Origin of the sequence: Marinobacter nitratireducens, from assembly GCF_000708045.1 — a bacterium.
GTDB classification, from domain to species: domain Bacteria; phylum Pseudomonadota; class Gammaproteobacteria; order Pseudomonadales; family Oleiphilaceae; genus Marinobacter; species Marinobacter nitratireducens.
In genome coordinates, this window is the sequence record NZ_ANIE01000007.1 from 155,693 (window position 1) to 180,979 (window position 25,287).

23 protein-coding genes and 1 other RNA gene are annotated in these 25,287 nt (G+C 55.6%); 4 read left to right on the forward strand and 20 right to left on the reverse strand.

Annotated features, from left to right (window positions below):
• Positions 1-54: 54 nt before the first annotated feature.
• Positions 55-1,707 (reverse strand): sodium-dependent transporter, encoded by a 1,653-nt coding sequence (locus D777_RS11880; RefSeq protein ID WP_036132403.1) that lies wholly within the window; start codon positions 1,705-1,707, stop codon positions 55-57.
• Positions 1,708-1,890: 183 nt separating this feature from the next.
• Here D777_RS11880 and smpB point away from each other — a divergent pair, with 183 nt between their 5' ends.
• The 3 genes from smpB (at position 1,891) to ssrA (ending at position 4,392) form a co-directional block, all read left to right on the forward strand.
• Positions 1,891-2,370, forward strand: coding sequence for an SsrA-binding protein SmpB (gene smpB / locus D777_RS11885; protein ID WP_036132406.1), 480 nt, complete (start codon positions 1,891-1,893; stop codon positions 2,368-2,370).
• Positions 2,371-2,507: 137 nt separating this feature from the next.
• Positions 2,508-3,941: a wax ester/triacylglycerol synthase family O-acyltransferase gene (locus tag D777_RS11890; protein WP_051669078.1), complete on the forward strand. Its 1,434-nt coding sequence runs from the start codon at positions 2,508-2,510 to the stop codon at positions 3,939-3,941.
• A gap of 84 nt (positions 3,942-4,025) precedes the next feature.
• Positions 4,026-4,392: a transfer-messenger RNA gene (ssrA, locus tag D777_RS17750) on the forward strand.
• An 89-nt stretch (positions 4,393-4,481) separates the two neighbouring features.
• On the opposite strand, the gene D777_RS11895 is transcribed toward ssrA, so the two are convergent.
• The 9 genes from D777_RS11895 to D777_RS11930 form a co-directional block, all read right to left on the reverse strand.
• A complete protein-coding gene (locus tag D777_RS11895) occupies positions 4,482-5,294 on the reverse strand; it encodes an FRG domain-containing protein (RefSeq protein ID WP_081849540.1) in 813 nt (270 codons plus the stop codon).
• A 23-nt stretch (positions 5,295-5,317) separates the two neighbouring features.
• Positions 5,318-5,506, reverse strand: coding sequence for a tyrosine-type recombinase/integrase (locus D777_RS18250; RefSeq protein ID WP_264673444.1), 189 nt, complete (start codon positions 5,504-5,506; stop codon positions 5,318-5,320).
• Positions 5,476-6,306 (reverse strand): phage integrase, encoded by an 831-nt coding sequence (locus D777_RS18255; RefSeq protein WP_264673445.1) that lies wholly within the window; start codon positions 6,304-6,306, stop codon positions 5,476-5,478. Before D777_RS18255 ends, D777_RS18250 begins: the two co-directional genes overlap by 31 nt.
• 767 nt (positions 6,307-7,073) lie before the next feature.
• Complete coding sequence (locus D777_RS11905) at positions 7,074-7,637, reverse strand: hypothetical protein (protein ID WP_036132410.1); 564 nt, start codon at positions 7,635-7,637, stop codon at positions 7,074-7,076.
• A gap of 276 nt (positions 7,638-7,913) precedes the next feature.
• Positions 7,914-8,507, reverse strand: a complete 594-nt coding sequence (locus D777_RS11910; RefSeq protein WP_036132412.1) for a hypothetical protein — start codon at positions 8,505-8,507, stop codon at positions 7,914-7,916.
• A 362-nt stretch (positions 8,508-8,869) separates the two neighbouring features.
• A complete protein-coding gene (locus D777_RS11915; protein WP_036132416.1) occupies positions 8,870-9,700 on the reverse strand; it encodes a hypothetical protein in 831 nt (276 codons plus the stop codon).
• On the reverse strand, positions 9,700-10,398 hold the full coding sequence (locus D777_RS11920; protein ID WP_036132418.1) for an HNH endonuclease: 699 nt from the start codon (positions 10,396-10,398) through the stop codon (positions 9,700-9,702). Before D777_RS11920 ends, D777_RS11915 begins: the two co-directional genes overlap by 1 nt.
• 297 nt (positions 10,399-10,695) lie before the next feature.
• A complete protein-coding gene (locus D777_RS11925) occupies positions 10,696-11,610 on the reverse strand; it encodes an ROK family protein (protein ID WP_227501754.1) in 915 nt (304 codons plus the stop codon).
• A gap of 66 nt (positions 11,611-11,676) precedes the next feature.
• Positions 11,677-12,048 carry a VOC family protein gene (locus D777_RS11930; RefSeq protein WP_036132420.1) on the reverse strand — a complete coding sequence of 124 codons (372 nt, stop codon included), beginning with the start codon at positions 12,046-12,048 and terminating at the stop codon, positions 11,677-11,679.
• A gap of 191 nt (positions 12,049-12,239) precedes the next feature.
• Here D777_RS11930 and D777_RS11935 point away from each other — a divergent pair, with 191 nt between their 5' ends.
• Positions 12,240-13,127 carry a chemotaxis protein gene (locus D777_RS11935; RefSeq protein ID WP_036132422.1) on the forward strand — a complete coding sequence of 296 codons (888 nt, stop codon included), beginning with the start codon at positions 12,240-12,242 and terminating at the stop codon, positions 13,125-13,127.
• A gap of 4 nt (positions 13,128-13,131) precedes the next feature.
• Here D777_RS11935 and D777_RS11940 read toward each other — a convergent pair whose 3' ends face one another.
• Genes D777_RS11940 through D777_RS11985 form a run of 10 tightly spaced genes read right to left on the reverse strand, consistent with a single transcriptional unit; the run spans position 13,132 to position 25,286 of the window.
• Positions 13,132-13,809, reverse strand: a complete 678-nt coding sequence (locus D777_RS11940; RefSeq protein ID WP_036132425.1) for a hypothetical protein — start codon at positions 13,807-13,809, stop codon at positions 13,132-13,134.
• A 15-nt stretch (positions 13,810-13,824) separates the two neighbouring features.
• Positions 13,825-16,740, reverse strand: a complete 2,916-nt coding sequence (locus tag D777_RS11945) for a PD40 domain-containing protein (protein ID WP_150112642.1) — start codon at positions 16,738-16,740, stop codon at positions 13,825-13,827.
• Between the two features lie 18 nt (positions 16,741-16,758).
• Positions 16,759-17,706 carry an AgmX/PglI C-terminal domain-containing protein gene (locus D777_RS11950; RefSeq protein WP_051669080.1) on the reverse strand — a complete coding sequence of 316 codons (948 nt, stop codon included), beginning with the start codon at positions 17,704-17,706 and terminating at the stop codon, positions 16,759-16,761.
• Between the two features lie 13 nt (positions 17,707-17,719).
• Complete coding sequence (locus D777_RS11955) at positions 17,720-18,223, reverse strand: ExbD/TolR family protein (RefSeq protein ID WP_081849541.1); 504 nt, start codon at positions 18,221-18,223, stop codon at positions 17,720-17,722.
• Positions 18,220-18,750 (reverse strand): ExbD/TolR family protein, encoded by a 531-nt coding sequence (locus D777_RS11960; protein ID WP_036132431.1) that lies wholly within the window; start codon positions 18,748-18,750, stop codon positions 18,220-18,222. Before D777_RS11960 ends, D777_RS11955 begins: the two co-directional genes overlap by 4 nt.
• A gap of 19 nt (positions 18,751-18,769) precedes the next feature.
• Positions 18,770-19,435, reverse strand: coding sequence for a MotA/TolQ/ExbB proton channel family protein (locus D777_RS11965; protein ID WP_036132433.1), 666 nt, complete (start codon positions 19,433-19,435; stop codon positions 18,770-18,772).
• Between the two features lie 41 nt (positions 19,436-19,476).
• Positions 19,477-19,791: a hypothetical protein gene (locus D777_RS11970; protein ID WP_201443371.1), complete on the reverse strand. Its 315-nt coding sequence runs from the start codon at positions 19,789-19,791 to the stop codon at positions 19,477-19,479.
• 9 nt (positions 19,792-19,800) lie between these two features.
• On the reverse strand, positions 19,801-20,673 hold the full coding sequence (locus D777_RS17685; RefSeq protein WP_051669081.1) for a tetratricopeptide repeat protein: 873 nt from the start codon (positions 20,671-20,673) through the stop codon (positions 19,801-19,803).
• Positions 20,654-23,503: a tetratricopeptide repeat protein gene (locus tag D777_RS11980; RefSeq protein WP_036132436.1), complete on the reverse strand. Its 2,850-nt coding sequence runs from the start codon at positions 23,501-23,503 to the stop codon at positions 20,654-20,656. The genes D777_RS17685 and D777_RS11980 overlap by 20 nt, the downstream gene beginning before the upstream one ends.
• On the reverse strand, positions 23,490-25,286 hold the full coding sequence (locus D777_RS11985; RefSeq protein WP_036132439.1) for a tetratricopeptide repeat protein: 1,797 nt from the start codon (positions 25,284-25,286) through the stop codon (positions 23,490-23,492). Before D777_RS11985 ends, D777_RS11980 begins: the two co-directional genes overlap by 14 nt.
• Between the last annotated feature and the right edge of the window lies 1 nt (position 25,287).

Below are 25,287 nucleotides of genomic sequence, written 5' to 3' on the forward strand. Positions count from 1 at the left end.
AACCTGCCAAATACTTAACGAGATATACGACTTCAAAACGAAGACGGCTTTGAACTAGACGCTATGATAAAGGATATCATCCTCTTTTGGGGCATTTTCCCTGCCTTCGACGCCTTCGTCCACCTCTCCGGTCTCCTCGATTTCCTCAGCTGCCGGGGTTTCGCCAGGCACAACATCGATGACCGCAGACCCTCCTGTTTCATTCTCATCAGGCCCTGGACCGTCCTCCCCGGTGTCGGCAGCCCCTTCAGCCTCATCCGTGCCAGGTTGGGCCACGACCGGCTCGGGCTTCTGGCACCACATCGCGCTGTTGCCGTCAATGCACAAGCTATTCAAAGAGAAGGAGGTATAGAGAATGCCGATGTAGGCCACCACCACCGGCAAAACCAGGCGCATCACCCAGTACCAGATAGCCGCAAACAACGCCGGCGTCTTGCCGAGAATTCGGTGAGAGAAACTGCGGGTCAGGCACCAGCCGGTGAAAACACAGATCAACACCGCAACAATGGGTATCAGAAGGCCTCCAGTAATCAACTCGAGCCAGCGGAAGATGGTCGCGCCCGCCAGCCGCTCCTGAGACCACACATTGAACGACAGCAATGACGCCAGCCCAACAAACCAGGCTCCCAGCCCAATCAGTAACGCCGACCAGCCCCTGGGTGACCCCGTCCACTCACGAAACCAGCCGACAACCGGCTCCAGCAAGCAGATGGATGTCGTCCAGACAATCAGCACCACCAGGAGGAACACAGCTGCAATCACAAACTGGCTGCCCGGCAACTGCGCCAGCGCCACCGGCAATGAAACAAACAGCAGACTGAAACCACGCTCTCCATCCAGACTGACATCGCCGGCGGCCACCGAGAAAATCATCATCCCCGCCATCATGGCCACGAGGGTATCCATCAGCACGGCGGCCAGAATCGATCGTTTGAGCCGTGTATTCGGTGCGGTATAGGCGCCAAAGATAGACCACACACCCATCCCAAGGCCCAGAGTAAAGAAGGCGTGAAACAACGCTGCCTTCACACTTTCAATACTGACGTCGTCCGGGTGCATCTCCAGTATCTGACTAACCGAACCGTCCATCTTCCCCTGCCAGGCGGCTAAACTGAACAGCGCTATCATCAGCAATAAGGTCCCCGGCACCACAACCCGCAAGGTGCGCTCAACGCCCTTCACCACACCCTGAATGGAAACCCAGGCCACCAGAATCAGAAAGGCCGCATGCCACCCCATGAAGACCCGGTAGTTCCGGGGGTCCGACACCAGATCGGTGAGAATGCCCGTAGCCCCCGAGGCATCCGCATCCGCGAAATAGCCCATGGCACCATAGAACATGTAAGCCAACGCAATGGCCCCGAAGACCGCGGTAAAAGAGAGCACCAGAAACGCCGCCAGAATGCTCAGCCGACCCGCCAGCATCCACAGTCGGGACACCTGGGCGCTGCGAACAAACCCGTCCATGGCCAGCACGATGCCATGGCGGGCGTAACGGCCAAACGAGGCCTCCGTCACCATCAAAGGAAGGGTGACCACCAGCACGCAGGCCAGGTAAATAAGGACAAACAGCCCACCGCCGTGCAAACTTGCGAGATACGGGAACTGCCACAGATTGGCGAGGCCGACCGTCGCACCGACGGCCGCCCAGAAAAATGTTGATTTGCGTGTGAAGGACCCGATCGGAGTCTGATACGGCGTTGGCATTCATGCCCCCAGGATCATGTGGGCCAACATTGTAGCCGAACAGCAGCGAATGGCACGACCTACAAACCGGTAACCCGCCTATTTCGTGACCGGTCTGGCACTCCTGCGCTACAATGGTCGTTTTGCCGGACATCGACCACCCGGCATTATCCATCTACTGGTCTACCCCGGATTTAGAGATACATGAGCAAGAAAAAGCCCGGAACTCCGAGCAGCACCATCGCCCTCAATAAAAAGGCGAAACACGAATACCACATTGAGGAACGCTTCGAGGCGGGCCTCTCCCTGCTTGGCTGGGAAGTCAAATCCCTGCGCGCAGGAAAAGCTCAGCTCGTCGATGCCTACGTGTTACTCAAGGATGGCGAGGCCTGGCTCCTCGGCGCTCACATCACCCCCCTGAGCACGGCATCCACCCACGTCATCGCGGACCCGACCCGGACCCGCAAGCTGCTCCTGCACGCCAAAGAAATCGCCAAGATCGTCGGCAAGGTTAACCAGACCGGCCACACCTGCATTCCGCTGGCGCTTTACTGGAAGAAGAACAAGGTGAAGTGCGAGATCGCGCTGGTGAAAGGCAAGAAGCAGTTCGACAAACGGGCGACCGAGAAAGAGCGTGACTGGAACCGTCAGAAGCAGCGGATCATGCGCGAGAACAACGTCTGACGCCTCTGACTCAACCTCCTCTTTACTGATCCGGGTCAAAAGCGGCACCAAATAATATGTCGCATACTCACTCTCTTTGCCCATAATGGCATGATGCCTATACTCGGTAGTCCCGGTGCAGGGCAAGGAGAGAGCTTATGTCACCCAACCAGACGCCCATGACCTCCGTAGATCGGGCCTGGCTCAAAATGGACACCCCTGAGAACCCGATGATGATATCGGGCATACTCGCCCTCGAGAAGCAGGTTTCCATCAACCGGCTGAAACGGCTGCTGGAAGAGCGTTTTCTGCGGTTCCGACGCTTCCGCCAGCGCATCGTCGAGCATGGCGACAAAGCCTTCTGGCAGGACGACCCGCTGTTTGATCTGGACAACCACCTGCATCAGATCGCCCTGCCCGGTAAAGCCGATAAAGCCGCGCTCCAGCAACTCGTGGGCGATCTCAACAGCACCTCCCTGGATTTCCGCCGCCCTCTCTGGCAAATGCACTACATCGACAACTACGAGGGCGGTGCCGCCCTGCTGGTGAGGATTCACCACTGCATTGCCGATGGCATTTCCCTGGTGCGGGTCATGCTGGCTCTGGCCGACAAGACCCCGGAACCCAGACTGACCAAAGTCGCGGCCAATCAACCGGCTTCCGTGCCCGGTGAACGCTCGTTCCTGCAGAATACCCTGCACCGGGCGGTAGACAACATCCACACCGCCGTCGATCAGACCAGCCTGTTTGTGAAGTCGGTGCGAGAGCAGCCCAACTACCCGATCAAACTCGCCTCCACTGCCGGCGACATCGCCATGGATCTGCTCAAGCTCGGTCTGGCACGTTTCGAGCCGGAGACCGGATTGAGACACCCCCTGAGTGGCCGCAAACAGGTGGCTTGGGCCGAACCGCTTGACCTGGCGGAAGTAAAAGCCTGCGCAAAAGCCCTTGGCGGAACAGTGAATGATGCACTGCTGTGTGCGGCCACCGGTGCCATTCACCGCCTGTTCAAGGCCAATAAAGAAGCCATTCCGGATTGCGGCATTCGGGTCGCCGTGCCTTTCAACCTGCGCCCCCTGGACCAACCTATCGACACTCTGGGTAACGAGTTCGGCCTGGTTCTGGTGACCCTGCCGGTTGAAGTGGCGGACCCCGTGATGTGCTTCCGCCAGGTGCAGGAAAACATGAACCGGATAAAGCGCTCGTATCAGGCCCAGGTCACCTACAGCCTGCTTGATTTGTTCGGACGAGGCCCCGATATACTGGAACGGCGGGCACTGGGCCTGCTCAGCCACAAGGCCTCCGCCGTGCTGACCAACGTACCCGGTCCGAAAGACGCCCTCTACCTGGCCGGCAGCAAGATCACGCAACCGATGTTCTGGGTCCCCCAGAGTGGCACCATCGGCATTGGCATGAGCATCTTCAGCTACGCTGGCACCGTGCAGTTTGGGATCACCGTGGACAAGGCCATCCAGGCCAAGCCGGATGCGGTGATGAAACACTTCCGGGAAAGCTTCCAGGCCCTGAGCCACGCCGCGCTGGCCGGACGACAGGGCCCAACCGGCCAGCCACCGGGGCGCCAGGCGGTGTAGGTACAACTACCGGACCGAAACTACAAAAGTTACACAAAGATGTCTTGAAGTCCGGGAATGCGCACCCATATACTAACTATGCAAGGGGACGACTTGGCTTCGACGCTGGTGGCGAACCCTTGGGTGCATGTCGAGATGGCAGCCAATCTCGTTAATCGAAAGCTGCAATTTAATAGTCGCAAACGACGAAAACTACGCACTGGCGGCGTAAGCCGTTCCAGTCGTCCCGGCTAGGATGCCTGTAACCTAGTAGCAACATCCCGGGACGTCATCGCTAACAGGATGCTCCGTTAATCAGATCTCACTGTTTAACGGCTAAGATTTAAAGAGATCGCCTCTTACACCCTGACCTTCGGGTCGTTTGAGGTTAAACGAATAGAAGGATGCTAAACATGTAGACCTCAAGGCAGAGTACTGGCGGACGCGGGTTCAATTCCCGCCGTCTCCACCAAACAACCAAGAGAAAGCCCCTGATTTCAGGGGCTTTTTTTCGCGCAAACTATTTCACCTAGCATGAGTGTCAACCAGACGTCAACGTTATCAATAGTCCTCAACCCAGAGAATAGTGTTTGCATGCATTGACGAACCGTGCAAATCAGGAAACAAAGAAAGATGGTTGATATTCATTCTATTCAAGTTTTTTAGTGCTATATCATACTCATTCGAAGGAACCAGAATACGGAGAAGAACAGCCCCTCCCTCGTTGCCTCTCTCTTGAAAGTTTCCATAAACCCAATCGATAACGCACTCCCCATCCAAGCACCTGGTGAAGAGTCCTTGCTGACTTATCAACCTCGCGTTGTCATCTGTGAGAGGGTTTACAAACCTGAGAACATGATCGCCTTCCCCGGACTCAGCAAGCTCGTCAGACTTTGCCATAACCGAGTCCTGGTGAAGCGCGTAGATTGCGCAGTATTCGGAGTCAACCTTGTTGGCACCTTCGAAAGCGAAAAAAGCAGCCACGTAAGGGGAAAACGTCCAATCTAACAAAGGGGTTGCCAAGCCATAATGCTGGCCAAGAGCCCACCAATCATCTTCATTCTGAAGCAAAGGCGGGTTTGCACCTCGCCGGCCGCGAATAGAGAACTTAAACCTCTCTAGGTGTTGAGCGCGAACATCATCATCAGTGGGATCAGGCCAGCTCTCAGTGCTTTCCAAAATCCGATCTAAGAGAGGCAGGAGCTCCCAGTCGACAGATGAGTGGCCACGGAAAACGTATCCCGTGTACTCGAAAAGGTAGGAATTCAGAAACTCGGTAAAGCCTAGCCATGAATGACACACCGCATCCATTATCCCGTTTGTAGGTGATTTGAGTTCCCAACCTTCCGATTTTCCCGATTTAAATCCAAACATAGTTTTAAACCAAATTAAGCTCACTACCCTGCTGAGGGGCCCAGTCTGACGGCGTCCTCCAAGTGATCAGGGGATAAATGTGCATACCTCATAGTCATCGCAATGGAAGAATGTCCCAAAATTGCCTTCAAGGTCAAAATATTACCGCCGCTCATGATGAAATGACTCGCGAAGGTATTTCTCAGAATGTGCGCACACTGCCCCTTGGGCAACTGGATACCGGAGCGATCGACGGCTCTCCGAAAAGAACATATAGAGGAGCACCAAAACTACCGTAGTGCTCCAGATGCTTCTTAATTGTTTCATAGAGTTCCTTGGAAATTGGCACTGAGCGCTTTTTACCTGACTTTGTTTGGTCGTATGTGACGCGGTAGGGCTTGAGTCTATCAATTGTGAGACCTTCTGCTTCTGACCATCTAGCACCAGTCTCGAGAGAAAGTCGTGCTACCAATATTGCATGAGGGTTTGTTGTTCGTAATCTCAGCTCGGTAAAGATCGCCCGGATCTGTTCCTGATCCAGATATCCCATTTCCCGCTCCTGGATCTTAATGGGACGGATTTTTCCGAAAGGATTTGAGTAAATGATTTCACCAGTTCGGTGAAGCTCATTGAACACCGCATTGAGATAGCCGAGATCGTTGTTGCATGTCTTAGGTGAGATTCCGTCTTGTATTCGCACCGCGCGATAGACCAAGTAATCATTAGCCGTAACTTTTGCCGCTATCGGGTTTCTAAACGATTCCGCAATTCGTTTGAGTTGACGATAGCGGCGCTCCCCATCCCTCAGATATTTGCCATGTGCCAGGTACCAAGTTTCCAGAATTTCTAAAAGCTTGCGCCGATCACTTTTCAGCTGGGGAATATTCGCTCCAGAGTCATGCTGACTCATTGCCCAACGCTCAAACCGTAGCGCTTCTGCTTTGGAATCAAAGGATTTCCGGACGCGTTTCTGCCCTCTTCCACCTGGCTGGATATCGACCTGCCATCGTCCCGACGGTAGCTTTTTGATCATGCAGCCACCTTTGTCAGTAGTCGTCGTTTTATGAGTCCATCCTGGACGAGCTGGAACAGCTCGTTCTCATAGATCTCCCGTCGTCGGTAATAGGCGCACACAAAAGACCCTATGTGTTCAGGCTTGAACGAACAGATAGATACCCAGAACTTCTGTTATTTATGACGAAAAAAATACTGGACGCTTGCGAGATTGAAAATAGAAACGAGGTTTACGAGAAGGTGTTATCAGGTCAGTTTACTTGGCTAGTTGACGAAAATGGCAACTTTAACAAAAGGTCGATGCATCAAAAGCCATAAACGAAAACCAATCAGAACTCTCCCTGCAGTCACACAACTATGCAGGTGTCGCGCTTGCCACGCATCCCTGCCAGCGGTGAGCCCTGGTCTCTCTAGCCGGGTGGCTCAGGAGAGAAGTTTGCCATGATGGTCCACTCAAACCAGCCTACCTCTCCTAACCAGTCGTAAGAGATTTCTTACAATAAAATCATCTGCCAATTGCACCACGAATAAATTAACGAAGTCCTGTTGCGAATGACTAGTGAAAAGAAACTGAGAGACAGACAGATATATGTGACCCGGAACGTTGATGATCTATTGGTTAAGCACATCCAGACGGCGTGGAAAGAAGGGGTGTAGCTCTTGAGTGACAATAAACAGTATCCACCTCAAAAGATCTCAAGCAAAGGCGTGAACAGTCTCGAGGTGATTGGGAAAGTAGTATGGGTCGGAAAAGATTTATAGGGCGATCCAAGAACGCCCTATAAATCAACTAAAGACATAACCACTCAAACTATTCTCGCCATCATCATGGGAGCGCCCGACCTTGCGCCTACTACCTTGGCGAAGAAGCCCACGAGGGCGATGGTGCAACTTATCAGAACTCCAAAATTCGGCATTCCAGAAATCGTCATCTACAACTGAAACAAAGTTTTGTTGGTCCATATACGAAGCAGCCTCGATAAGGTCAGCGTAATAATCAGCCAAAATATCATTTTCGCAAATAAGCGAAATATCTGAATTTAAACTCTTAATGGAAAGCTCATCAAAGCCAACATCTGGCCTCGAAAAACGCAAAACGCTCTCAATCGCGGCCCGGGCTTGATCATCTGCAACAGAGTACGGATCACGATCTCTTTGTATCGAAGAAGAAACTTCTTCGCCACCCTTTGCCTGGACCAAAGAAGCCGCCAAACGCTGAACTTCTACGACATCTGCTCGAAGCATAGAAGCTGCACTATCAATCGCATCCATTCTTTTCGAACGAATGAGGTATTGATTAACAGTTAACACGACAACTATTAACGCGACCACTAGAGCAAGCCAGATCATCGTTTTCTCCAACTATTTTCGACCAACAACATCTCGTATAACTTCCGTGTTCGTTTGAATTGCACTTCTACAATCAACTATTACAGAAGCACACCTTTCGAGACTGTTATTAATCCTTGATGATTCAAGATGATTAAGAATCAATTTAGTAAAAAAATAAGCCAATCCGCCAAATATGATTGCCAAAAGCAAAAACTGAATGAAGCCATGCAACTCGCTAAAAGCTCTGATGGCCCCTTCTATATATTTTACTTTTTCCATAAAGCCATCCCTTGCTTACTTTAAAAGGCCCAGCTCTCTGGTGATAGAAAGCTTTTTCTTAGCCCTTTGTAATTCTTCTATCACTTCATCGATATCATCTTCACTCATCTCAATAACGAACTCATCGTCATCGGCATCAAATGAAACAATAACCATGTGAAGACATTTCTTTATCTCTTCTCTTTTGATATCAAAAACCGGCCTAATATCAACCGTAGCATTAACATCTTTAAATCGATTAAAGCGATCTTTTAGCTCTTGCTCTTTTCTAGAAAAAATAAAGTCATCGATGAAATTTTTGTTAGTCCTAAGCTTGGCCCAACCGGCAGCAACCTCATCATCATCGCCCGCAAGCTTTGCAAAAACAGCATCGACCTCCGAAAACTCTTGCTCAAAATCCTTAGCTGTAGCCAATCCTCGAGCAAGGTGGTTTAAAACTCTAAACAACCCTCTGACATCACCATCGTCTCCTAAAGCTACCTCTATCTCTCTAATAACTTCAGCTCGGTCAACCGGACTAGATTTTTCTCTCCCTGCAACATTTAGAAATTTTGTCAGGAGGTCATCGTCCAGCTTAGAAAACAACCGAAGATCATCAGTAATATCCATCTACAGTCTCTAATGCCAAAAGGTTATAAGTAGGTTGCGCCTCAGTCCGCCCAAAAATCACACAGTTTGTAGCGAAAAGATAGCAATAATACGCTCAAAGAGCCAACTAGACCATTTATACAATCTACTTGGGCGGAGAATCTCAGGAACCGAGCGCCTGTGCTGGAAATACCCACCGAACTATCTTAAATCTAACTACAGGCCTCTCCCTGAAGTCACTTTGCAGGTGTCGCGCTTGCCAGGCATCCTTGCCGGCGGTGAGCTCCGGTAGTCCTAACCGAGGGACTCGGGGCAAGTGTAAAGAACTCCAGATCTGCCTCAACACTACATTTCCGAAACCCATGTGAGCCTTTGCCTACACACTAAGTCTGATCAGCGTTAGATGAGGCTGCTGCAGCTTGCTCGTGCTGCCTATTTAAAATCAAAATCTCGCCCGTAATTTTACGAAGCGTTTCTTCAAGACCATCTCGTTCCGGTTGCACCAAGCCTTCAGGAGTTTCGGAATCCCACCGTGCCATTAAGCGTTTGATTCTGTATAGATGGTACCAGCTGCTCCTTTGCGCTAATTCTCGAAGCGTGGAATCAACTTCAGAAATTACCTCCTGAACCACTGCTGCATTTTTCTCTTTGATCAAACGTTTACACACCGCCCTAGTATTCTCGACAACATAGCGCGGTAGCGATTGGTCAGAAAGTTTTGCACTGAGCTGCTCGATGCTAGAAATATATTCCTGCTGGGACTCAAGCACTGAGGGCAACTTGCTAATGAAAGTGATCTTATTCGCCATGAACGGATCGCTTTTCGACAACTCCCTGGTAGCGTTTCTTATGGAATCGGCGAAACTCGCACCATCCAAAGCAAAAAAACGCTCTTCCAAAGCTAATCCGAACTGTTCGGCTTGATCCTTGTTCACTTGAAGTGATTCCTCGTCGACTGGAACGCCCAACCCTCCTAGATCACCAATCAAAGACTCTACAGTGTTCGATAAGCTACCTTTTACGTCCTCAGAATGAGACGAGAGGGTGATTCTTACCTGCATCACGAGGAACAATGCGTGCCTAACAGACTGCTTTGCCTCTAACCTGGTCTTGTAAGCAAAGGCGATCGCAGCAACGAGGGCCGAGAATACAACTCCGTTTTGCTCAACAACGGGGAACACCGATTCCGAGAGGAACGCCATTATGTCCTGCATTATGAGATTTCCTTTCCTTGGATAAGACTCTTCACCTCATCCACAGTAAGCGTGCGGTTTCTTCTACGGTGAACTATGGTGTGGCAATTTGCACACAGTGGTACCAGGTCTGTCTCCGGGTTTACATACTGAGCTTCACCTGCTTCGAAAAGCGGCCTTATGTGATGAATGTGTATCAAGCCTTTTCCGTAAGGGCCATAAGTCTCCCCGAAGTTGAAACCACAAGCTTTGCAGGTCAATCCGTGAATTTCGATGGCTTGCGCCCTTAGGTTACTGTCTCTCTCGTAAACCGTGCTATAGACAACCTTTTTCTTACCTTCGATGCTGGTAGAAGTAAGGCGACCCTGGCCGCCATCGCGACCACTATCTGAGGTTAAGGGAAGGCTGGTAGCCTTGCTCAAGATATGTTCGAAAACAGCTTGAGAGATATCTCTGACACTTCGGCGCCAATAATTAGATTTCTGCTTCTCGGGGATCTCTTCTAAAGGTTCGCCATCCACTTTATGGAGGACGGCCTCTGAAAACTCACGGTAGCCATCTATGTGGGCAATCAACTCGCCACCCTGCTCCCCATCAACCCGCTCGATACTTGAAATCTCTGCTACCGCAAAATAGTGAGGATCGTGGTACTGCACACCAGTCTCATCATCCCATTTAGATTCGTCGTTTTCTGTGATGACGGCGAAGCCTGTCGACATCGCAAATCTCCTTTTGCCAATTCATTCAAAGAGTACCAGGCATAAATTGAAGGCGCGAAGCAAACTAACGATGAATTAGATTGCTCTGCCGAGTGTCAACAAAGTGTCCACGGCTTTGCGTTTATGTGTGGTCCTATGTGGATGTGATTTTTAGCAACTTTCTGTTTTTACGAAAATTGTGGTTTTCTGTGGTGCTCCGAAGACGCGCGGCATCGGGTTCAATTCCCGCCGTCTCCACCAAACAACCTCAAAAAAGCCCCTGATTTCAGGGGCCTTTTTTATGCCTGTAACCGAGCCTCACGCCCCCAACCAAGCCGCTCCCCGAACCCCACTAGAATCCCCATGAACCGCCCTTACCACTGGCGTGTCACACTCCCCACCAAACACGTACCTCGGTAGTCGCTCGGGCAACTGCTCGTAGATCTGTTCAGCATTGCTCATACCACCACCCAGCACGATGATGTCCGGGTCCAGCACGTTGACAACGGCGGCGAGGCCTCGCGCCAGGTGCTCCAGGTAGTGATCCATCGTTTTGCCTGCCTCCGGGTCTCCTTTGCCGGCATCTTCAGTAATGGTATGGGCCGGTGTTTGCTGGCCCGTGAGGAGTTGGTGCGTGAGGGACAGGCCGGTGCCTGAGAGAAAGGTTTCGTTGCAACCGTGGCGGCCACAAAAACAGGGGCGTTGCTGCAGCTCGGTTTCCGGGGTCCAGGCCAACTGATTGTGCCCCCATTCACCGGCCACGCCGTTCGGACCGCTGAGCAAGCGCCCATTGACGCTCACACCGGCACCGCAACCGGTGCCGAGTATGGCGGCGAATACGGTGTTACAGTCCTTCGCGGCTCCGTCTGTTGCTTCCGAGAGGGCAAGGCAGTTGGCATCGTTGGTGAGGGTGACTGGCCGGTGCAACAGTTGGCGCAGGTCCTCCTGCATGGGCTGACCGTTTATCCAGGTGGAATTGGCGTTTTTGATGCGTCCGGTTTTGCGGGAGATGCTGCCGGGAATGCCCACACCCACTGGGATGCCCGTCGTGCCTGCCTGGGTTTCGGCTTCGGCCACCAGGCTCTCGATGGTCTGGAGAGTCGCCTGATAGTCGCCAGTTATGGTGGCTCGGCGGGTCCGGAAATGCTCCCGGCTCTGTCGGTCCATCAGGATGACTTCGGTTTTGGTGCCACCGAGGTCGACACCGATCAGCCACTTCTGGTCCATGGGCATAATTTTTTGATTACTTGCTTTAAACAAAGCCCCTGAAATCAGAGGCTTTGATACGCCAACCAGCGATCAACCAAACTCGAAAAACGCCAGCTTATTTCCGTCCGGGTCCCGCACATAGGCGCCGTAGAATTGATCCGGAATACGCTGCCCCGGCTCACCGTCACAGGAGGCGCCCAGCTCAATCGCTTTCTTGTAAAGCGCGTCCACCGCTTCCTTGGAGCCCGGCGGAATGGCCAGCATGTTGCCGTTGCCCGGGTGATTGGGTTCGCCGTCAAACGGGGTACACACGGCCAGCATGGGCTCTTTCATGCTTTTGCCGATGAAGGCGATGCGGCCCATGTCCAGCAGCACTTTCGCGCCCAGATCGCCCAGCAGGTTCGAGTAGAACTGTTTGGCCCGGGCCATATCGCTAACGCCGAGTGTTACGTATCCGATCATGGTGTTTCTCCTTTGTTTTGGATGTCCGAGTATAGAGGGAATCTTCCTTTCGGGTGAACCTGTCACCAAATGATACAAACCTACCCACTGCGCCTTCCGGCAAAACTGCTAATATTGCAGAAACATGTGGCACATAAACTACTTATCATTCCATTGACACTTTCGTGCCCAAAACCCTTTGGATTAACCCTATGTCCGGCAAGACCAAACAGTCCCAGAAACTTCTGCTTTTCCAATTGGCAGGAACGCGCCTGTTCGGGTTAGGCACCCTGAAGATTCGTGAAATTCTTCCGATGATGCCGCTGACGAAGCTGCCTCAAAGCCATCATGCCGTCATCGGGACAGCCACCTTTCGGGGGTCCGCTGTACCGGTTATTGATATGGCGTCGGCCGTCGGCTACCCGCCGCTGACACCTGAGGAGCGGGAGTCTGCATCCATCATCATTACGGACGTGCAGCGTCAGGAGATCGGTTTTCTGGTGCGCGGCGTCCGGCAGATTATCGAGGCAGACTGGAAGCACGTCATGCCACCGCCCAAGGCGCTTGGCAGCAAAGCTTTCATCACCGGGTTGCTGGACGTGGAGGGCGATATCATCCAGCTGCTGGATGTAGAGCTACTGCTGGCAAAGGTGTATCCGGAATCGTTGGATGCGAAGGAAGTGATGCTGACGGATATTCAGAGCGAGACGCTGAAATCCCTGAATATCCTCCTGGTGGACGATTCCCAGGTGGCCCGCAAGCAACTCAGCGATGTGCTGGACAGCAAGGATATTTCCTATCAGGTCACCTCCAACGGGGACGAGGCGCTTCAGATCTTGCTCAAGGAAGATGAACTGGGCCGGCCCATTGATATTCTGGTGAGCGACATCGAAATGCCCGGCCTGGATGGCTACGAACTGACGTTCAACGTGCGGGACAACAGCAGTCTCAGCCAGCCGTACATCATTCTGCACACGTCACTGAACAGCGAGATGAGCCTCAGCTATGCCAACCAGGTGGGCGCTAACGAGGCGCTCACCAAGTTTGACGCCGAGGAGCTGCTTCAGGCCATGTTGCGAGGGGCAGGACAAACCGAATGAGCCGTCAGATGGAAAACCAGTTCTGCTTGATCTGCTCATACTGATCGCGGCTGATCACGCCGGCTTCAGAAAGACGCCTCATGTCCGCCACCGCCAGGGGGACTCTGCCCTTACCATCGGGCAGATGGCGTTGGCCCCGGAGGATGCCCTCCCTGAGTTCCGTCAGGAACAGATCCACCCGTTCACGGCTCGGCGTCCGGGCATCGATGGTGAACAGCACCACATCACTGTTCAGAGCCCGGAACTCAAACACATGCCGACCCGAGCGTATGGCGGAGAACATGAAAGCCACTGCCGCAAACAGCGGCACCACCAGCCACGCCAGCGGGGCCGGAAAGGCCGCGTAGAGAACGGCCGGCACGGCCAGGCAAAGTGCACCAGCCAACCACAGCCAGAACCGGTAATCCCGGATTTCTCTCGGCTCCTCCTGCACAAACGTTAGATCGATCACCTGCTCCGGCAGGTCCTTTTTCCGCCGATTGGTCTGTATCAGCAGGTAGTGGCTACTGAACCGGGTGAACAGGGTGCTGGTTTTGGCCGACACCCGGGTCTGGCGCAGCCGGCGGTCAATCCGCCAGCTGTCGCGGGGAGGTACAATCCAACAGTCACGTTCCAGTTCCAGGTCCGGCACGCTCCACCGGTCCAGTTCTATGACATCGTCGTGGCTTACTGCAGTCGTCACGGTACGTCTCCCTGCTTATGGTGTCGGAAACTCGAACTTTTCCGGGTCGTTATAGATGTGCGCACCGGTGTCGAGCCATTCCGCGATCAGTCTCAGTTCCGCCCGGGTGAGCATGCCCTGATGGCTCTGGCGGATGGCGGCCGTTTCAGCGGTTTCCACTTCGTATTCATCATCGTCCGGGTCATCGTCGAACAGGCTGAAGAAGCGCGCGCTGGCTATGGCGCCACGGCCACTCATCAGGCGCCGAGCAAAGCAGACGCCGGGCTCGGGCAGAATGGTCATGTCACCCTGAACCCCATCCGGGCACTGGGCATCCAGATCGGCCGAGTCCACTTCCACCCAATCGCCGGTTTCGGTTTCCCGGAGGTAGTAGTCCGGCTCGAACAGCTCTACATAAGATTCAAGCTGTCGGTTGTCCCAGGAGGCATTACCCGATCCCAACAGCAGATTGGTGCTGGCGCCACCGCCGCCAACGCCGTCCGGGCAGGATTTGCTTTCGGCTGCGCGGTGGCAGTTCTGACAGGAAGTCACTACATTCTGGTTCGGGTCGACACGGCACGCGTTCCAGATCGGCTGGATGTGCTCCTTGTAGTTGATCGTGGACTTGCAGTTCGCATTCCAGTCGGTCAGGCAATTAACATCTGCGACGGGCACTGGCGTTGTCAGCCCACTGTAGGGAACTTCGAATGCCAGTGAAGGCTCCGGCGGATTGTTCCAGAAATCCTCGTAACGCACGGTGTCTGCCCAGGTCGCCTGAAGGCTGTTCAGGGAATCCACCAGGGCCTGGGCCATGGTGTCTTTCCAGCGATAGGCGCGTATTTGCGGGTTGGCGTTCGGGAAGGCCATGCCATCTCCCGGGGCGCCCGGGTTCGCAGACGCCAGCTCCACGTCTGTCCGGGCGTGAGGAATGTCCACTTCCGGGTCATGGCAGCCATAACAGGTCAGTTTTTCACCCTCTTCCAGCAACAACGGACGCGGGTGCTGGGTCAGGTAGTTGTAGTTGTAATCCGGCGCTGCAATCAGCTCTACGCGCTTGCCGTACTTGTTCACCACTTCGAAACTGAAGTTGGTGTCTGCGGGCACCTTCACCATCGCCGACCCATCCGGCTCAACCATGGCGTAGGACAGCACATCGTAGAGGGTTCGGTTACCGGAGCCCACCAGCGGGGTCAGTCCCAGTGGCGGCTGAGGGCCGGAGGGTGGGTTCAGAACTTCGTCACTGAGGATCGCCTGCTCCAGCTCCGGTGGGATCTGGCGCACGCCCAATACGCGGATAAAGCGCTCGGAGCGATCATCCGGTTGAGTCAGGCTGGGGTCGCGGCGGGTTTCAATGCCACCGTCGAACTGCTCGGCCATATCAGCGCCGTCAAGATCGTAGATGCTGCGGATCTCGAACAGCGCCGAGTTCTCTTCCAGGTCCAGCTTGTGACGTTCACCAGTGTAGGGCCGGGCCAGCTCGTTGTAGTCGGCAATCACAATGTCGGTGTACAGAGCCCGTTCGTGGCCCTGCACAACCGGCAACCGGGTATTGGTGGCCGGATCAATGGTCCAGATGCCGTACCTCGGTTCACCAAGGCTTTCCGTCGTGGCACTACCTTCGCAGGGCGTACTGGTCTCGCCATTGGAGGTGAGGCACTGGGCCCAGCTGGTAAGCATGCGGCCAGTGCCATCGTTATACGGCGCGACGGAGCTGTACCAGCCAGTCGGGGAGACCTGGTTCGGGTAGAAGTTCACCAGCCCCGGTGTCATGGATTCCTCCGCCTCTCCGGTAATGCCCTCCGTCACCGGCTGGCCGACTGCAAAGAAATTCTGGCTGTTAATCTTCACCACATCACCACCGTAAATCGGGTTATAGATGTGGCGCATGGTGGTCAGCAGGTTGCCGTCATCCAGGGGAATCGGGTCCATGTAGTGAATGAACGAGGCATCAGAGAACTCTTCACTCAGACTGCCGAAATACCGGTGCACATTGCCGCCGGCGGGAGTGATACGGTACATGCTGAGCACGTCTTCAACAAAGACTCGCTCGCCATCGACCTCGCCGGCCAGGGAGGCACTGCACTTATCATCCACCGTCCATTCTTTCGGATCTTCGAGACCGGAGGGGAAGCCACTGCCGTTGCCCTGACCATAACCGCCACCGTGGGGGTGCTGGTTGAAGTTGGGGTCGTCGATATTTTCCAGGGTGCAATCCTGAAGCGTTTCGTAGATCCGGCCAAATCGGATGAAAACCACGTGCCCATCGTTCATGGTGGCGGGCTCGATATCGTGGAACTGGCCGAAGGTGATCTGGGCCAGCTCGGTACCATCGGGTTTTACCGAATGCAGCAGTGAGGCCGGCTCGTTGAAGTCTTCGAGGTATTCACGGAGATCCAGAGCCTGCCAGTCTCCACGAGAAGACTGGCGACTGGATGAGAAGATAATCCTTCCCTCGTTGGTATAGGTCGGATTGGTGTCCTGGCCGGAATTAGCCACAAGATCATCCTGGAATATCCGGCGTACCTTGCCACTGGCAAAGGTGTATTCGAAGATATTCCAGGTGAAATTGTTGGGGCTGTCCGCAGGACCGTGGGCGGCAAACACCATGCGTTCACCGTCCGGAGAAACATCCAGATCCTTAACATCGTATGCACCTCCGAAGTACCCCTCCAGGGCATGCCTTTCCCCGGAACTCAGGGCAATCCGATCACGAACCATCAGCTTCGCGCCGGGATTAAAGGCATAGGGGGCACGGGGGTCCAGAGGCGGCCGCACATTCACGGACGACGTGTCCCCCATCTCGGGGTAGCCCCTCACCACGTAAGCGAAGGGCTGGTCCGAGAGCATTGCCTCCTGATTGTCACTCAGCTCACCCTCAAAGCAGCCGGTGAGTGAGACCAAACCCAGGGTGGCAAGGGCCAAAAGGCGCATTCCTCTGTTTATTCTGATCATGGTGTTTCTCCTACCCGATCAACCAGGCATGAAATCAAACTTGTAGTTCACGGGTGTTGCGGCCACGTCTTCCGGACCGAACGAGATCATCTGGATCCGCGCCAGCAGTTTGAGCTCCAGGCGCTGGTCCTCCAGTTGGCTGTCTACCAGGTCGATACTGGAGATACTGCCATCCGGCTCGATCACGATGTGGAAAACGAACTTGCCCTGCAGTCCGGGATCGCTGCGCAATGCCCGGTTGTAGAGCGCGTAGATGGCCCCTTTGTGCTGCTCGAAGACGCGACGAATGGATTCCATATCGCGACCGCCGGCCACCGACGAGCGACTGGAACCACCATTGCCGCTGGCACCACTGCCACCGCCACCGGTCCCGCTGCCAATGGGGCTTTCCACCGCAGTGGAGCCTTTGCCTGCCAGCTGTGTACCGGAACCGGTGTCGTTCATCACCGAGCTGTTCACGCCGCCACTGGTTTTGGTGGCAGAGGTCGCACCCAGTACCGAGCGGGCGGCTTTCGCTGCTGCGCCGGTTTTCACGTTAGTGTTCCGGGCCTGAAGCTTGGCGACATTCAGCGAGCTACGCAGTGAAGAGAGTTCCTTCGAGAAGGCTGCCACGCCCATGTTGGATACCTTTTCACGGGCCTTTTTCACTTCTTTGGCCGGCGCCGGCTCCGGAGTCTTTTTAACTTCCTTCGTCGGTTCGGTTTTCTCTTCCTGCTTCACGGGTTCGGGGGGCGGCGGCGGAGGAACCACTTTTCGCTGTTCAATCAGAACCTTGGCCAGCGTCGGCGGTACCCGCTCCTTTTCCTCTCGATCAATCTCCGGCAACGGCAGCCAGGGGAAGGCCACGGCCAGAAGCAGGAGCAACAGCAGCAGGCGCTTGAGAATGCGCTTGAAGCGGCTGTCCTCCTCGCCACTCGCTTCCCAGGGCAGCGCGAAGTCGTAGGGTGTTGTTGTCATTGCAGTCATTGAGTCCCTCCCGTTACGCGCCGCTGCTGCCGGATATCCGGGAAACAGCCATGGAGAGATCCCGATAATCCGCCTTGGCACAGGTCAACATCACCCGTTTCAGAAGCTCATAAGGAATCTCCTGGTCGCCCAGGATGGTCACTGCCCGTCCGAGGCTCTTCTCACGCTCGGTCAGTTCCTCCCGCTTGCTGGCCTGGAAGCTCAGTTCCTGCATCAGGCCATCAATCAGGCCATTGGAGGTGATTACCTCATCAATGGTCGCCACCGGCCGGCCATCCACGAGGATGTCGTCCTCGGTAATCGTGACCACGGTGGTTTCCCTCGGGCGCTCCTCAGCCGTGGAGTCCGGCAAGGCCACATCGTTCACCTTGATCAACTGGTTACTACCCGAGTTGAGCAGCAGGAAGAACACCAGAATGGTGAAGATGTCCATCAGCGACACCAGGTTGAGCTTGGCCGGTTTCATGAAGGTCTTGGCGCTGCCCTGCAGGCCGAACGAAGTCATCTTATCGCTCATGACTTGCCTCCTTTGGCCGGGGCATCACCCAGGGAAATGTCGGGAAACAGTTCCACGTCCACGGCGTCGGTCACCACCAGGGTCTTGGCCACCCGCAGGGTGTCCATAGTGGACACCAGGGACTGGTAGGTCACACCGGGCTCGGACAGCAACAGCGCATCACTCTTGGCGATGTTCTTTGCCGCCAGCTGGCTCTTGATCTCCTGCAGCACCTTGGAAAGCATTTTGAAGTCATGGTGAGCATCCGCGCCTTCGGCTTCCGGCTCGACCTTGTCGATACGCTTCACCAGGTTACCGCTGGGGTAATAGACCTCGATTCCGGATTGCCGAACCACCACTTCCAGCTGGCGGTTCTCTTCTGCACTGGCCGTCTGGGCGCCAGTCAGGTCGGGCAGGTTGAGCTCCAGAATCGAGATATGGTTGAACACCATACTCATCAGCAGCACCGGCACCAGAACGATCATAAGATTCATGAACGCGGTGATATCGATGTCTGCTTCTTCCTGTTCTCTGCGTTTTGCAAACATAACGAATTACCCGCTGTGATCAGGCGTCGGAAGCACGTGTATTAACTGAGTTACGGTTGCTCCGAACGATAGTGTTCAGCGCCTTCACGCCGGCCATTTCGATACTTTCGACAATTTCCAGGGTCTTGTTCTGCAGCAGGGAGTGAATCAGCAGCAGCGGGATAGCGGCGATCAGGCCAAACGCAGTGGTGTTCATCGCCACGGAGATGGACTGGGACAGCAGCGTGGCCTTATCCGCCGGATCGGCGTTGGCAACGGCGGTGAAGGCTGCGATCAGGCCAATGATGGTACCGAGCAAGCCCAGCAGCGTGGACACGTTGGCCAGGATAGACAGGTAGTTGGTGCGCTTCGACAGACGCGGAATGCTCTCCATCACGCCTTCCTGCATGGCAGCATGAATGTCGTCACGACGGGGAGAAGCGCGCATGGTGTCCAGGCCCACGGCAACCAGGCGGGCAATGGCAGCGGTGTTGGACTCCGCGGCTTTCTCAGCCTGCTCGAACTTGTTCTCGTTCATCAGCGGCAATAGTTCACTGTAGGCGGCACGGTTGGACTTGTAGGCACGCTTGAGGAAAAACCAGCGCTCTACGGCGATTGCCAGGCCGATCATCAGCACCAGGGCAATCGGAAACATGAAGGCACCGCCTTCCTGGAAGAATGAAACAATGCTTGTGTAAACGTTCATGAGTAGTTCTCCAGACAGTTCTGTTCGTATTTCTTGGTGTTTCAGTTGGTGCTTTGCCCTGAGGTCCCGGCAGGGCTCTCGAGGGAAAGTTCGTCATAGAAGCGCATGGTTCGGGCGTGAACGTCCCGATCGACGACTTCGAATACCCGACCGGACACGGACGTGATCGATCGATACAGGTTTTCCGGTCCTTCGGGTGGTTTCCAGGGGATGAAGTAGCTCACCGACGGCTGTTCCTTGTCGCCGACGAAGGTGCTCTCCAGATCAATGGACTCTTCAGCGCTGGCCGCGCCTGCCAGAACTCCACTCAGGAGTAGGACGGCAAAGCGGCTGGTGTTTTTATTCCACATGGTCATGACCACCTCTTAGCCTTGTTCTTCAGACTTGGCAGGCGCACTGCTGCCGGCATCGGCCGAGACAGCCTCACCCGCGGCATTCGTATTTGCAGGCACCTCTGGAACTTCCGGAACCGGCGGCGGATTATCGATAAAGCTGGTTTCGATACCGGTGCGACGACGAATCTCGATCAGCCAGTTCGCAACCCGCTCATCGGTTTTTCCGGTGAGGAAGTCATAAGCCTCGTAATGGGGCTGCGCCTCCTCCGGCAGGTTCATGTAGAGGTCGTACAGAATGGCCAGGTTCAGATGAGCCTCGGGGTAGTCCTTCCACACCTGCAACGCGGCCAGGTAGGCATCCCGGGCGTTATTAAACTCGCCCTGGCGACGCTCGAACATCGCCTGCTCGATGTAGGCATTGACGTTATTCGGGTTCACTTCCAGCGCCTTGTGGTAGTACTCCCGCGCTTTTTCCGGCTTTTCCCGCTGTTCGGACAGGCCTGCCAGTTGAACCCAGGGGCCGGAGAGCGTCGGAAACTCCTTGGTCATGGCACGGAAACCTTTGCGGGCCATGCGCAAATCACCGTTCTCCCGTTTGGCCCTCGCGTCCGCAAACGCGGCCTTGGCAGCCGCAGGAACCAGTGTTACCTGCTGGGTGTAGGGATTCGGGGCCGCCACATAGGGGATCTTCTTGCCCTGGGCGTCGTAGCCCTGCTGTGGCAGGTATTTCCCTTCAACGGCCGGGGCCGTGCTCTGCTCGGCCACTTCTTGAACCGGCTCGCGCTCCACGGTTTTTGGCTCGGGGTCAGGCTGACTGACCGGCAGGATACCGGCACAGCCCGAGAGCATGGCCAGCATCATGACCGCCACCGGGCGGGATGCCTTAACGGATACCATCGCCATACGCCACCTTTACTTCCTGTTTGTCGAACCGGGCGGGGTTCAGCTTGGCCATCGCCTCGAAGCTGCGCTCGATCCACGGGTTGAATGTGCCGCTCCATGAGCGTTCGATGTTGGCCTGGTGCACTTCGATCGCCAGGTCCTCGAAAGGGATTGCCTGTTCTTCCAGTACCAGTTCGTATTGCATGGCCTCCAGCTGGCTCAGCCCCTTTGGTCGGGGAGCATCCATCAACTCGCGGGCGAACTGACCATACAGATCGGCGATATTGAAGGTGGCCCGAGTGGTCTGATCCATCACCTCGTAAGCAGCCGCCTGCTGGTAGCGGTCAAGGGCGTTTTTCAGCTTCTCGTTCTTGCGCGGAATGCTCTTGTTCAGCGGGTGCTTCAGCCGAACCCGATCAAACTCGATGCGCCAGTAATCGCCGTACTTGTTGTTGGCCCAGGCTGCCAGCCACTGGGAACGGTCGGTCTTCCAGTTATCCGGCGCCTTGTTGTGGCCATCGATGACGCGGCGCAGCCAGTAGAGGTGGCGGTGATAATCGTCCCGACGCTCGTACAGGTAGGCCACGTGATAACGCGCCTCCATACGGGTATCGAAGGGTTCTTCGTAGTCGAATGCCCACTTCTTGAAGTAAGCCAGGGCCTGATCCTCATCACCGGCTTTCTCGTAGAGTTCGGCGGCGAGGAACAGGGCATCCCGGCGCACGTCGGCGCGCTGGTCGGTTCGGTAGATCTGCTCATACTCGGTCGCAGCCATTTGCCACTGTTCGTCCTGCTCATACGTCCAGGCGATCTTCTGGGACAGGTCTTTGGCCAGTTTGTGGCGCGGGAACAGGCGGCGCAGTTCCAGCATCTCGGTCAGGGCTGGCTCCCACTCTTCCAGGGTCAGCAGATGAGTCGCCGCATCAAACTGCGCGACGACACGCACATCGGTTTTCGGCGCCACGGTTTTGATGCGCAGGAAATGCTCGACCGCCTTTTCCAGGTTGGAAGCTGTGATGGCCTGCTCACCCTGTTTGTAGATGGTGACCGCCATACGCTCGGTGACGCTCTGGTATTCCGGATCGGTCGCGTCGATGTATCGCAACTGGCTCAGGTAGCCTTTTTCCGCCGCGGCGAAATCACCCAATTCGTATTGGCTATGAGCAATCACACCCCAGGCAGTCCGATTCAGCTCGCGATCCACCTCACCGGCCTGGCTGACGATTCCGGTGGCCACTTCCAGGGCTTTTTCATAGCGGCCCAGGGCAAACAGTTCTTCCGAGGTTTTCGCCAGTACAGCTCCGGAACGTTCGTCATCCCGGAAGGTCTGTACGAAACGAAGCTGGCTTTCTACGCCTTTGCTTCGCCAGGCCCGGAGCTTTTCGCCGCCTTTGCCGGACTCGGCAATCAGGCGTTCAGCCTCTTTCTGATAAGCGATGATCGCGGCATACCCCGAGTCGGCGCCGAACTCGGAGTTCTTGAACTCGTAGGCCGTGCGCTCGTAGTGGGTAATTGCCGTGGGATAGTCGCCGCCATCGAAGGCCGCCTCGGCGCGCATATACACCATCTCGGGCACTTTCGGATCGTCCGGGAAGGTTTCCTCGAACTCGCCGTAGAACTGGGCCGCTTTCAGGAAGCTGGTCTGACGGCTGGCTTCGGTGCTGGCCACCGCAGATGCCTTGATGGCGCCATCCGCCAGTTCGCGGGTCAGGCGCTGGCCAGTGGCGTGGTAGTGGCGGGCCAGTTCGTCGATGTAGGTTTTCAGGTTCGGAATGACCTTGGCTTTAATCTCTGCCGGCTTGGTCTTCCAGAACTCGGAACGCACACCGTAGTTACGAACGTAGTTTTCCTTCTCCGGCAGAACCTGCTGGGAAAACTCACCATCCACGTAGGCACGGATCATCTCCGCGTGCATTTCCGGCGCCCGCTCGGAGTCCGGGTTCTGCACGACGAACGCTCGGAAGGAAGAAGCGGAATCTTCGTACCGTTCTTTTTCCAGGTAGTGCTGACCCAGGCTGGAGTAGAGAATCCAGGTGTACTTCTTCGCCTCAGGCCGGTTGGCAAACATGCTGTCGATCTTCGAAGCCCCGCCGGCATAGGCCAGGCCCACGCTCATGATGCGCAGCGTATCGTCCACCAGGGAGCGGTTAACCTTGTCGAGCGTCTCCACTTTGCCGTCTGCCGGCACCAGACGGTCGAGCACACGGGAGAACGACTGCAGGCTGCGGTCGTAATCCGACAACTTGTACTGGGACCAGCCCAGCAGGTACCAGGAGTTGTTCAGGAACGGGGATTCGTTACCGATGGCCACCACCGCGCGGTAGGCCCGCTCGGCCTGCTCATACTCCTCGTGGCGGAAGTGGATATCACCCTTACGGAAATAGACCTCCGCCAGTCGTTTAGAATGGGGGTGTTCGGTAATGAACTCCTCAAGAACCGCCTTGGCCTCCTGATCCCGACCATCCAGATCGTAGGCCTTGGCAAGCTGGTACATGGCCTCGGCATTGCGTTCCGAGTCCGGGTACTTGTTCAGCAGCTCGTGATAGGCGGAAATCGCTTCGGGGAAGTAGCCGTCGTCGCCGGGCATCACCCCGCGCAGTTGATCGTAGTCCCCCTCCAGCATGTAAACGCTGGCAATACGACGCTCGATTTGCTCGTAGAGGCGGCGGTCTTCGATGGTCTTCAGCAGTTCCTGATATTCCCGGCGCACGTCTTCGTGCATGACCCGCGGCAATGGCAGGTCTTCCAAAGGTTCCTGCTGCTTCTGGAGCCCGGCGATCGTGGTCGGGTTCTGGAACGAGGCACAGCCGCTTACCATGATACTCAGCAACAGGAGGCTAGATCTTTTCATCACGGTTTCCCTCCTGTGGGGCAGCCTGACTCTGCGCCTGAACGGCACCGCTCTCATCAAGTATTTCGTCCTCAGGCTCCAGGGTCTGCAGTGAACGATCCAGGATCCGGACCTTGGCGAGCTGGGCCTCAACCTGATACTGCTCAAGACGATGCTGGTGGATATCAAGCTCGGTGCGAACCAGGGTCACCATGACATCCTCCAGGCGGGTGATGAGGCTTTCGGTGCGAACGAGCTCGGCATCAACATCCGCCATCCGTCCGGTGACCTGCTGTTCGAAGTGGGCACTGCTGGCCAGGCTGTTACCCGCCTGCAGTGCTTCAATCGCGGTCTCCGCCTTGCTGATTTCGAACGTCAGTTCCTCCAGCAGCCAGCGAATGGATGACTGCTTGTCTTGCGGTAACTGCGCCAGCCGCGTAGCCAGTTGCTCACGCTCACTTAGAGCCTCATTGAGCTGGCGCTTAATGACTCGGATACGGCCACCGTGACTGGCCCCTCCCGCACCGCCAGCGCGGGCTGCCAGGATGGTATCGAAGTCCGAACGGCGCGCTTTCCAGCGTTCAAGGTTGTTGCGAATGGCATACAGGTCACGCAGGTCCTTGAGCACGGACTGAAAGCTGTGATCCGACATCAATTGCACCAGGAAAGGCGACAGGCGGTTGACCGCGACGGACGGTGCCCGGCCGAACCAGTCGCTCTCATCGAGAACGTCATTGAGGTTGCGAACAAACAGCTCCAGCACGTCTGAGCGATCGAGGGTCTCACGGGCGTCATCCAGCTCTTTCAGCGCATGCCGAAATCGGCTGTCTGCGGCGATAAAGCCCCGGGCTGCACGGCCTTCAAGCCCCATCCGCTCGTAGACATGAGGACGCAGAAGTACGGCTTCCTGCACTTCCGGCAACGCCATGGAACGGGCCGTCAGAACGTCCAGTGGCGCCAGAGCCTGGCGAAAGTCACCGGCGTTGATGGACATCCAGCTGGCGCCCAGAAGGCCGCGATTGGAGTAGGCCCCAGTGGTGTTGATGCTGGTGAGCTGTAACCCGGCGTTGAGCGTGTCTTCGTGGCTGGCATACACGTAGGCGAGCGCCATCCGCGCGCGGTCCGCCAGCCGCTGCAATTCGGCGGAACCGTCGTTGAGTGCGATCACTCGATTCAGCGCCTCGATGGCATCGTCCGTACGTTCCTGCCCCTCCAGGGCAATGGCGAGATTAAAGTAGAAATAGGGTGCGTAAGGGCTATCCTGCTCAATGGTTTCCGCAACAGCTTCGCCGGCATCCAGATAGCCCAGCTTTACGTTCACCAGTGCGGCCAGATATCGGTACTCGGCATCCACAGCTGCTGGCAGCTCACCCCGTATCTGGTTCAGATTTCGGGCCGCTGTATCTGTCTCACCGCGCAGATATTGCATCTTGCCCAGAAAGAAGCGGGCCCGATTGCGTACCGGCTCGCTCAGATTGCTGGCTGCCAGCCGATCGAAAATGTCTTCGGCCTGCTCATCAAGCCCATAGGAAAGGCTCACCCCACCTTTAAGCAGCTCCGGATAGGTGCCGTGGTTGGCGATACCGCCCTGCTCTTCCGCCCAGGCGTACTCAACCAGTGTTTCGAAATAATTCTGCTGGTAATACTGGAACAGGACCGCGCCGTACTTTAGATCACGGGCTTCGGTTTCAGCGGCCAAGACCGGTGTCGCCGTGGTTGCTGACAGCGTCAGCACCAGCGACGACAACAACGCCTTGGCGCGAGGGGGAAACGATACCTGGGAGAATGCCGACCGTGCCGCCATG

What these genes read in the sequence shown, in the direction of transcription:
- D777_RS18255 (WP_264673445.1), bottom strand. Translation starts at nt 6,306, where the DNA reads ATGATCAAAAAGCTACCGTCGGGACGATGGCAGGTCGATATCCAGCCA.
- D777_RS11950 (WP_051669080.1), bottom strand. Translation starts at nt 17,706, where the DNA reads ATGACTGCAATGACAACAACACCCTACGACTTCGCGCTGCCCTGGGAA.
- D777_RS11980 (WP_036132436.1), bottom strand. Translation starts at nt 23,503, where the DNA reads ATGAAAAGATCTAGCCTCCTGTTGCTGAGTATCATGGTAAGCGGCTGT.
- D777_RS11890 (WP_051669078.1), top strand. Translation starts at nt 2,508, where the DNA reads ATGTCACCCAACCAGACGCCCATGACCTCCGTAGATCGGGCCTGGCTC.
- D777_RS11970 (WP_201443371.1), bottom strand. Translation starts at nt 19,791, where the DNA reads ATGACCATGTGGAATAAAAACACCAGCCGCTTTGCCGTCCTACTCCTG.
- D777_RS11905 (WP_036132410.1), bottom strand. Translation starts at nt 7,637, where the DNA reads ATGATCTGGCTTGCTCTAGTGGTCGCGTTAATAGTTGTCGTGTTAACT.
- D777_RS11985 (WP_036132439.1), bottom strand. Translation starts at nt 25,286, where the DNA reads ATGGCGGCACGGTCGGCATTCTCCCAGGTATCGTTTCCCCCTCGCGCC.
- D777_RS11965 (WP_036132433.1), bottom strand. Translation starts at nt 19,435, where the DNA reads ATGAACGTTTACACAAGCATTGTTTCATTCTTCCAGGAAGGCGGTGCC.
- D777_RS11935 (WP_036132422.1), top strand. Translation starts at nt 12,240, where the DNA reads ATGTCCGGCAAGACCAAACAGTCCCAGAAACTTCTGCTTTTCCAATTG.
- D777_RS11945 (WP_150112642.1), bottom strand. Translation starts at nt 16,740, where the DNA reads ATGATCAGAATAAACAGAGGAATGCGCCTTTTGGCCCTTGCCACCCTG.
- D777_RS11960 (WP_036132431.1), bottom strand. Translation starts at nt 18,750, where the DNA reads ATGTTTGCAAAACGCAGAGAACAGGAAGAAGCAGACATCGATATCACC.
- D777_RS11925 (WP_227501754.1), bottom strand. Translation starts at nt 11,610, where the DNA reads ATGCCCATGGACCAGAAGTGGCTGATCGGTGTCGACCTCGGTGGCACC.
- D777_RS11920 (WP_036132418.1), bottom strand. Translation starts at nt 10,398, where the DNA reads ATGTCGACAGGCTTCGCCGTCATCACAGAAAACGACGAATCTAAATGG.
- D777_RS11955 (WP_081849541.1), bottom strand. Translation starts at nt 18,223, where the DNA reads ATGAGCGATAAGATGACTTCGTTCGGCCTGCAGGGCAGCGCCAAGACC.
- D777_RS11880 (WP_036132403.1), bottom strand. Translation starts at nt 1,707, where the DNA reads ATGCCAACGCCGTATCAGACTCCGATCGGGTCCTTCACACGCAAATCA.
- smpB (WP_036132406.1), top strand. Translation starts at nt 1,891, where the DNA reads ATGAGCAAGAAAAAGCCCGGAACTCCGAGCAGCACCATCGCCCTCAAT.
- D777_RS11895 (WP_081849540.1), bottom strand. Translation starts at nt 5,294, where the DNA reads ATGTTTGGATTTAAATCGGGAAAATCGGAAGGTTGGGAACTCAAATCA.
- D777_RS11910 (WP_036132412.1), bottom strand. Translation starts at nt 8,507, where the DNA reads ATGGATATTACTGATGATCTTCGGTTGTTTTCTAAGCTGGACGATGAC.
- D777_RS11915 (WP_036132416.1), bottom strand. Translation starts at nt 9,700, where the DNA reads ATGCAGGACATAATGGCGTTCCTCTCGGAATCGGTGTTCCCCGTTGTT.
- D777_RS17685 (WP_051669081.1), bottom strand. Translation starts at nt 20,673, where the DNA reads ATGGCGATGGTATCCGTTAAGGCATCCCGCCCGGTGGCGGTCATGATG.
- D777_RS11930 (WP_036132420.1), bottom strand. Translation starts at nt 12,048, where the DNA reads ATGATCGGATACGTAACACTCGGCGTTAGCGATATGGCCCGGGCCAAA.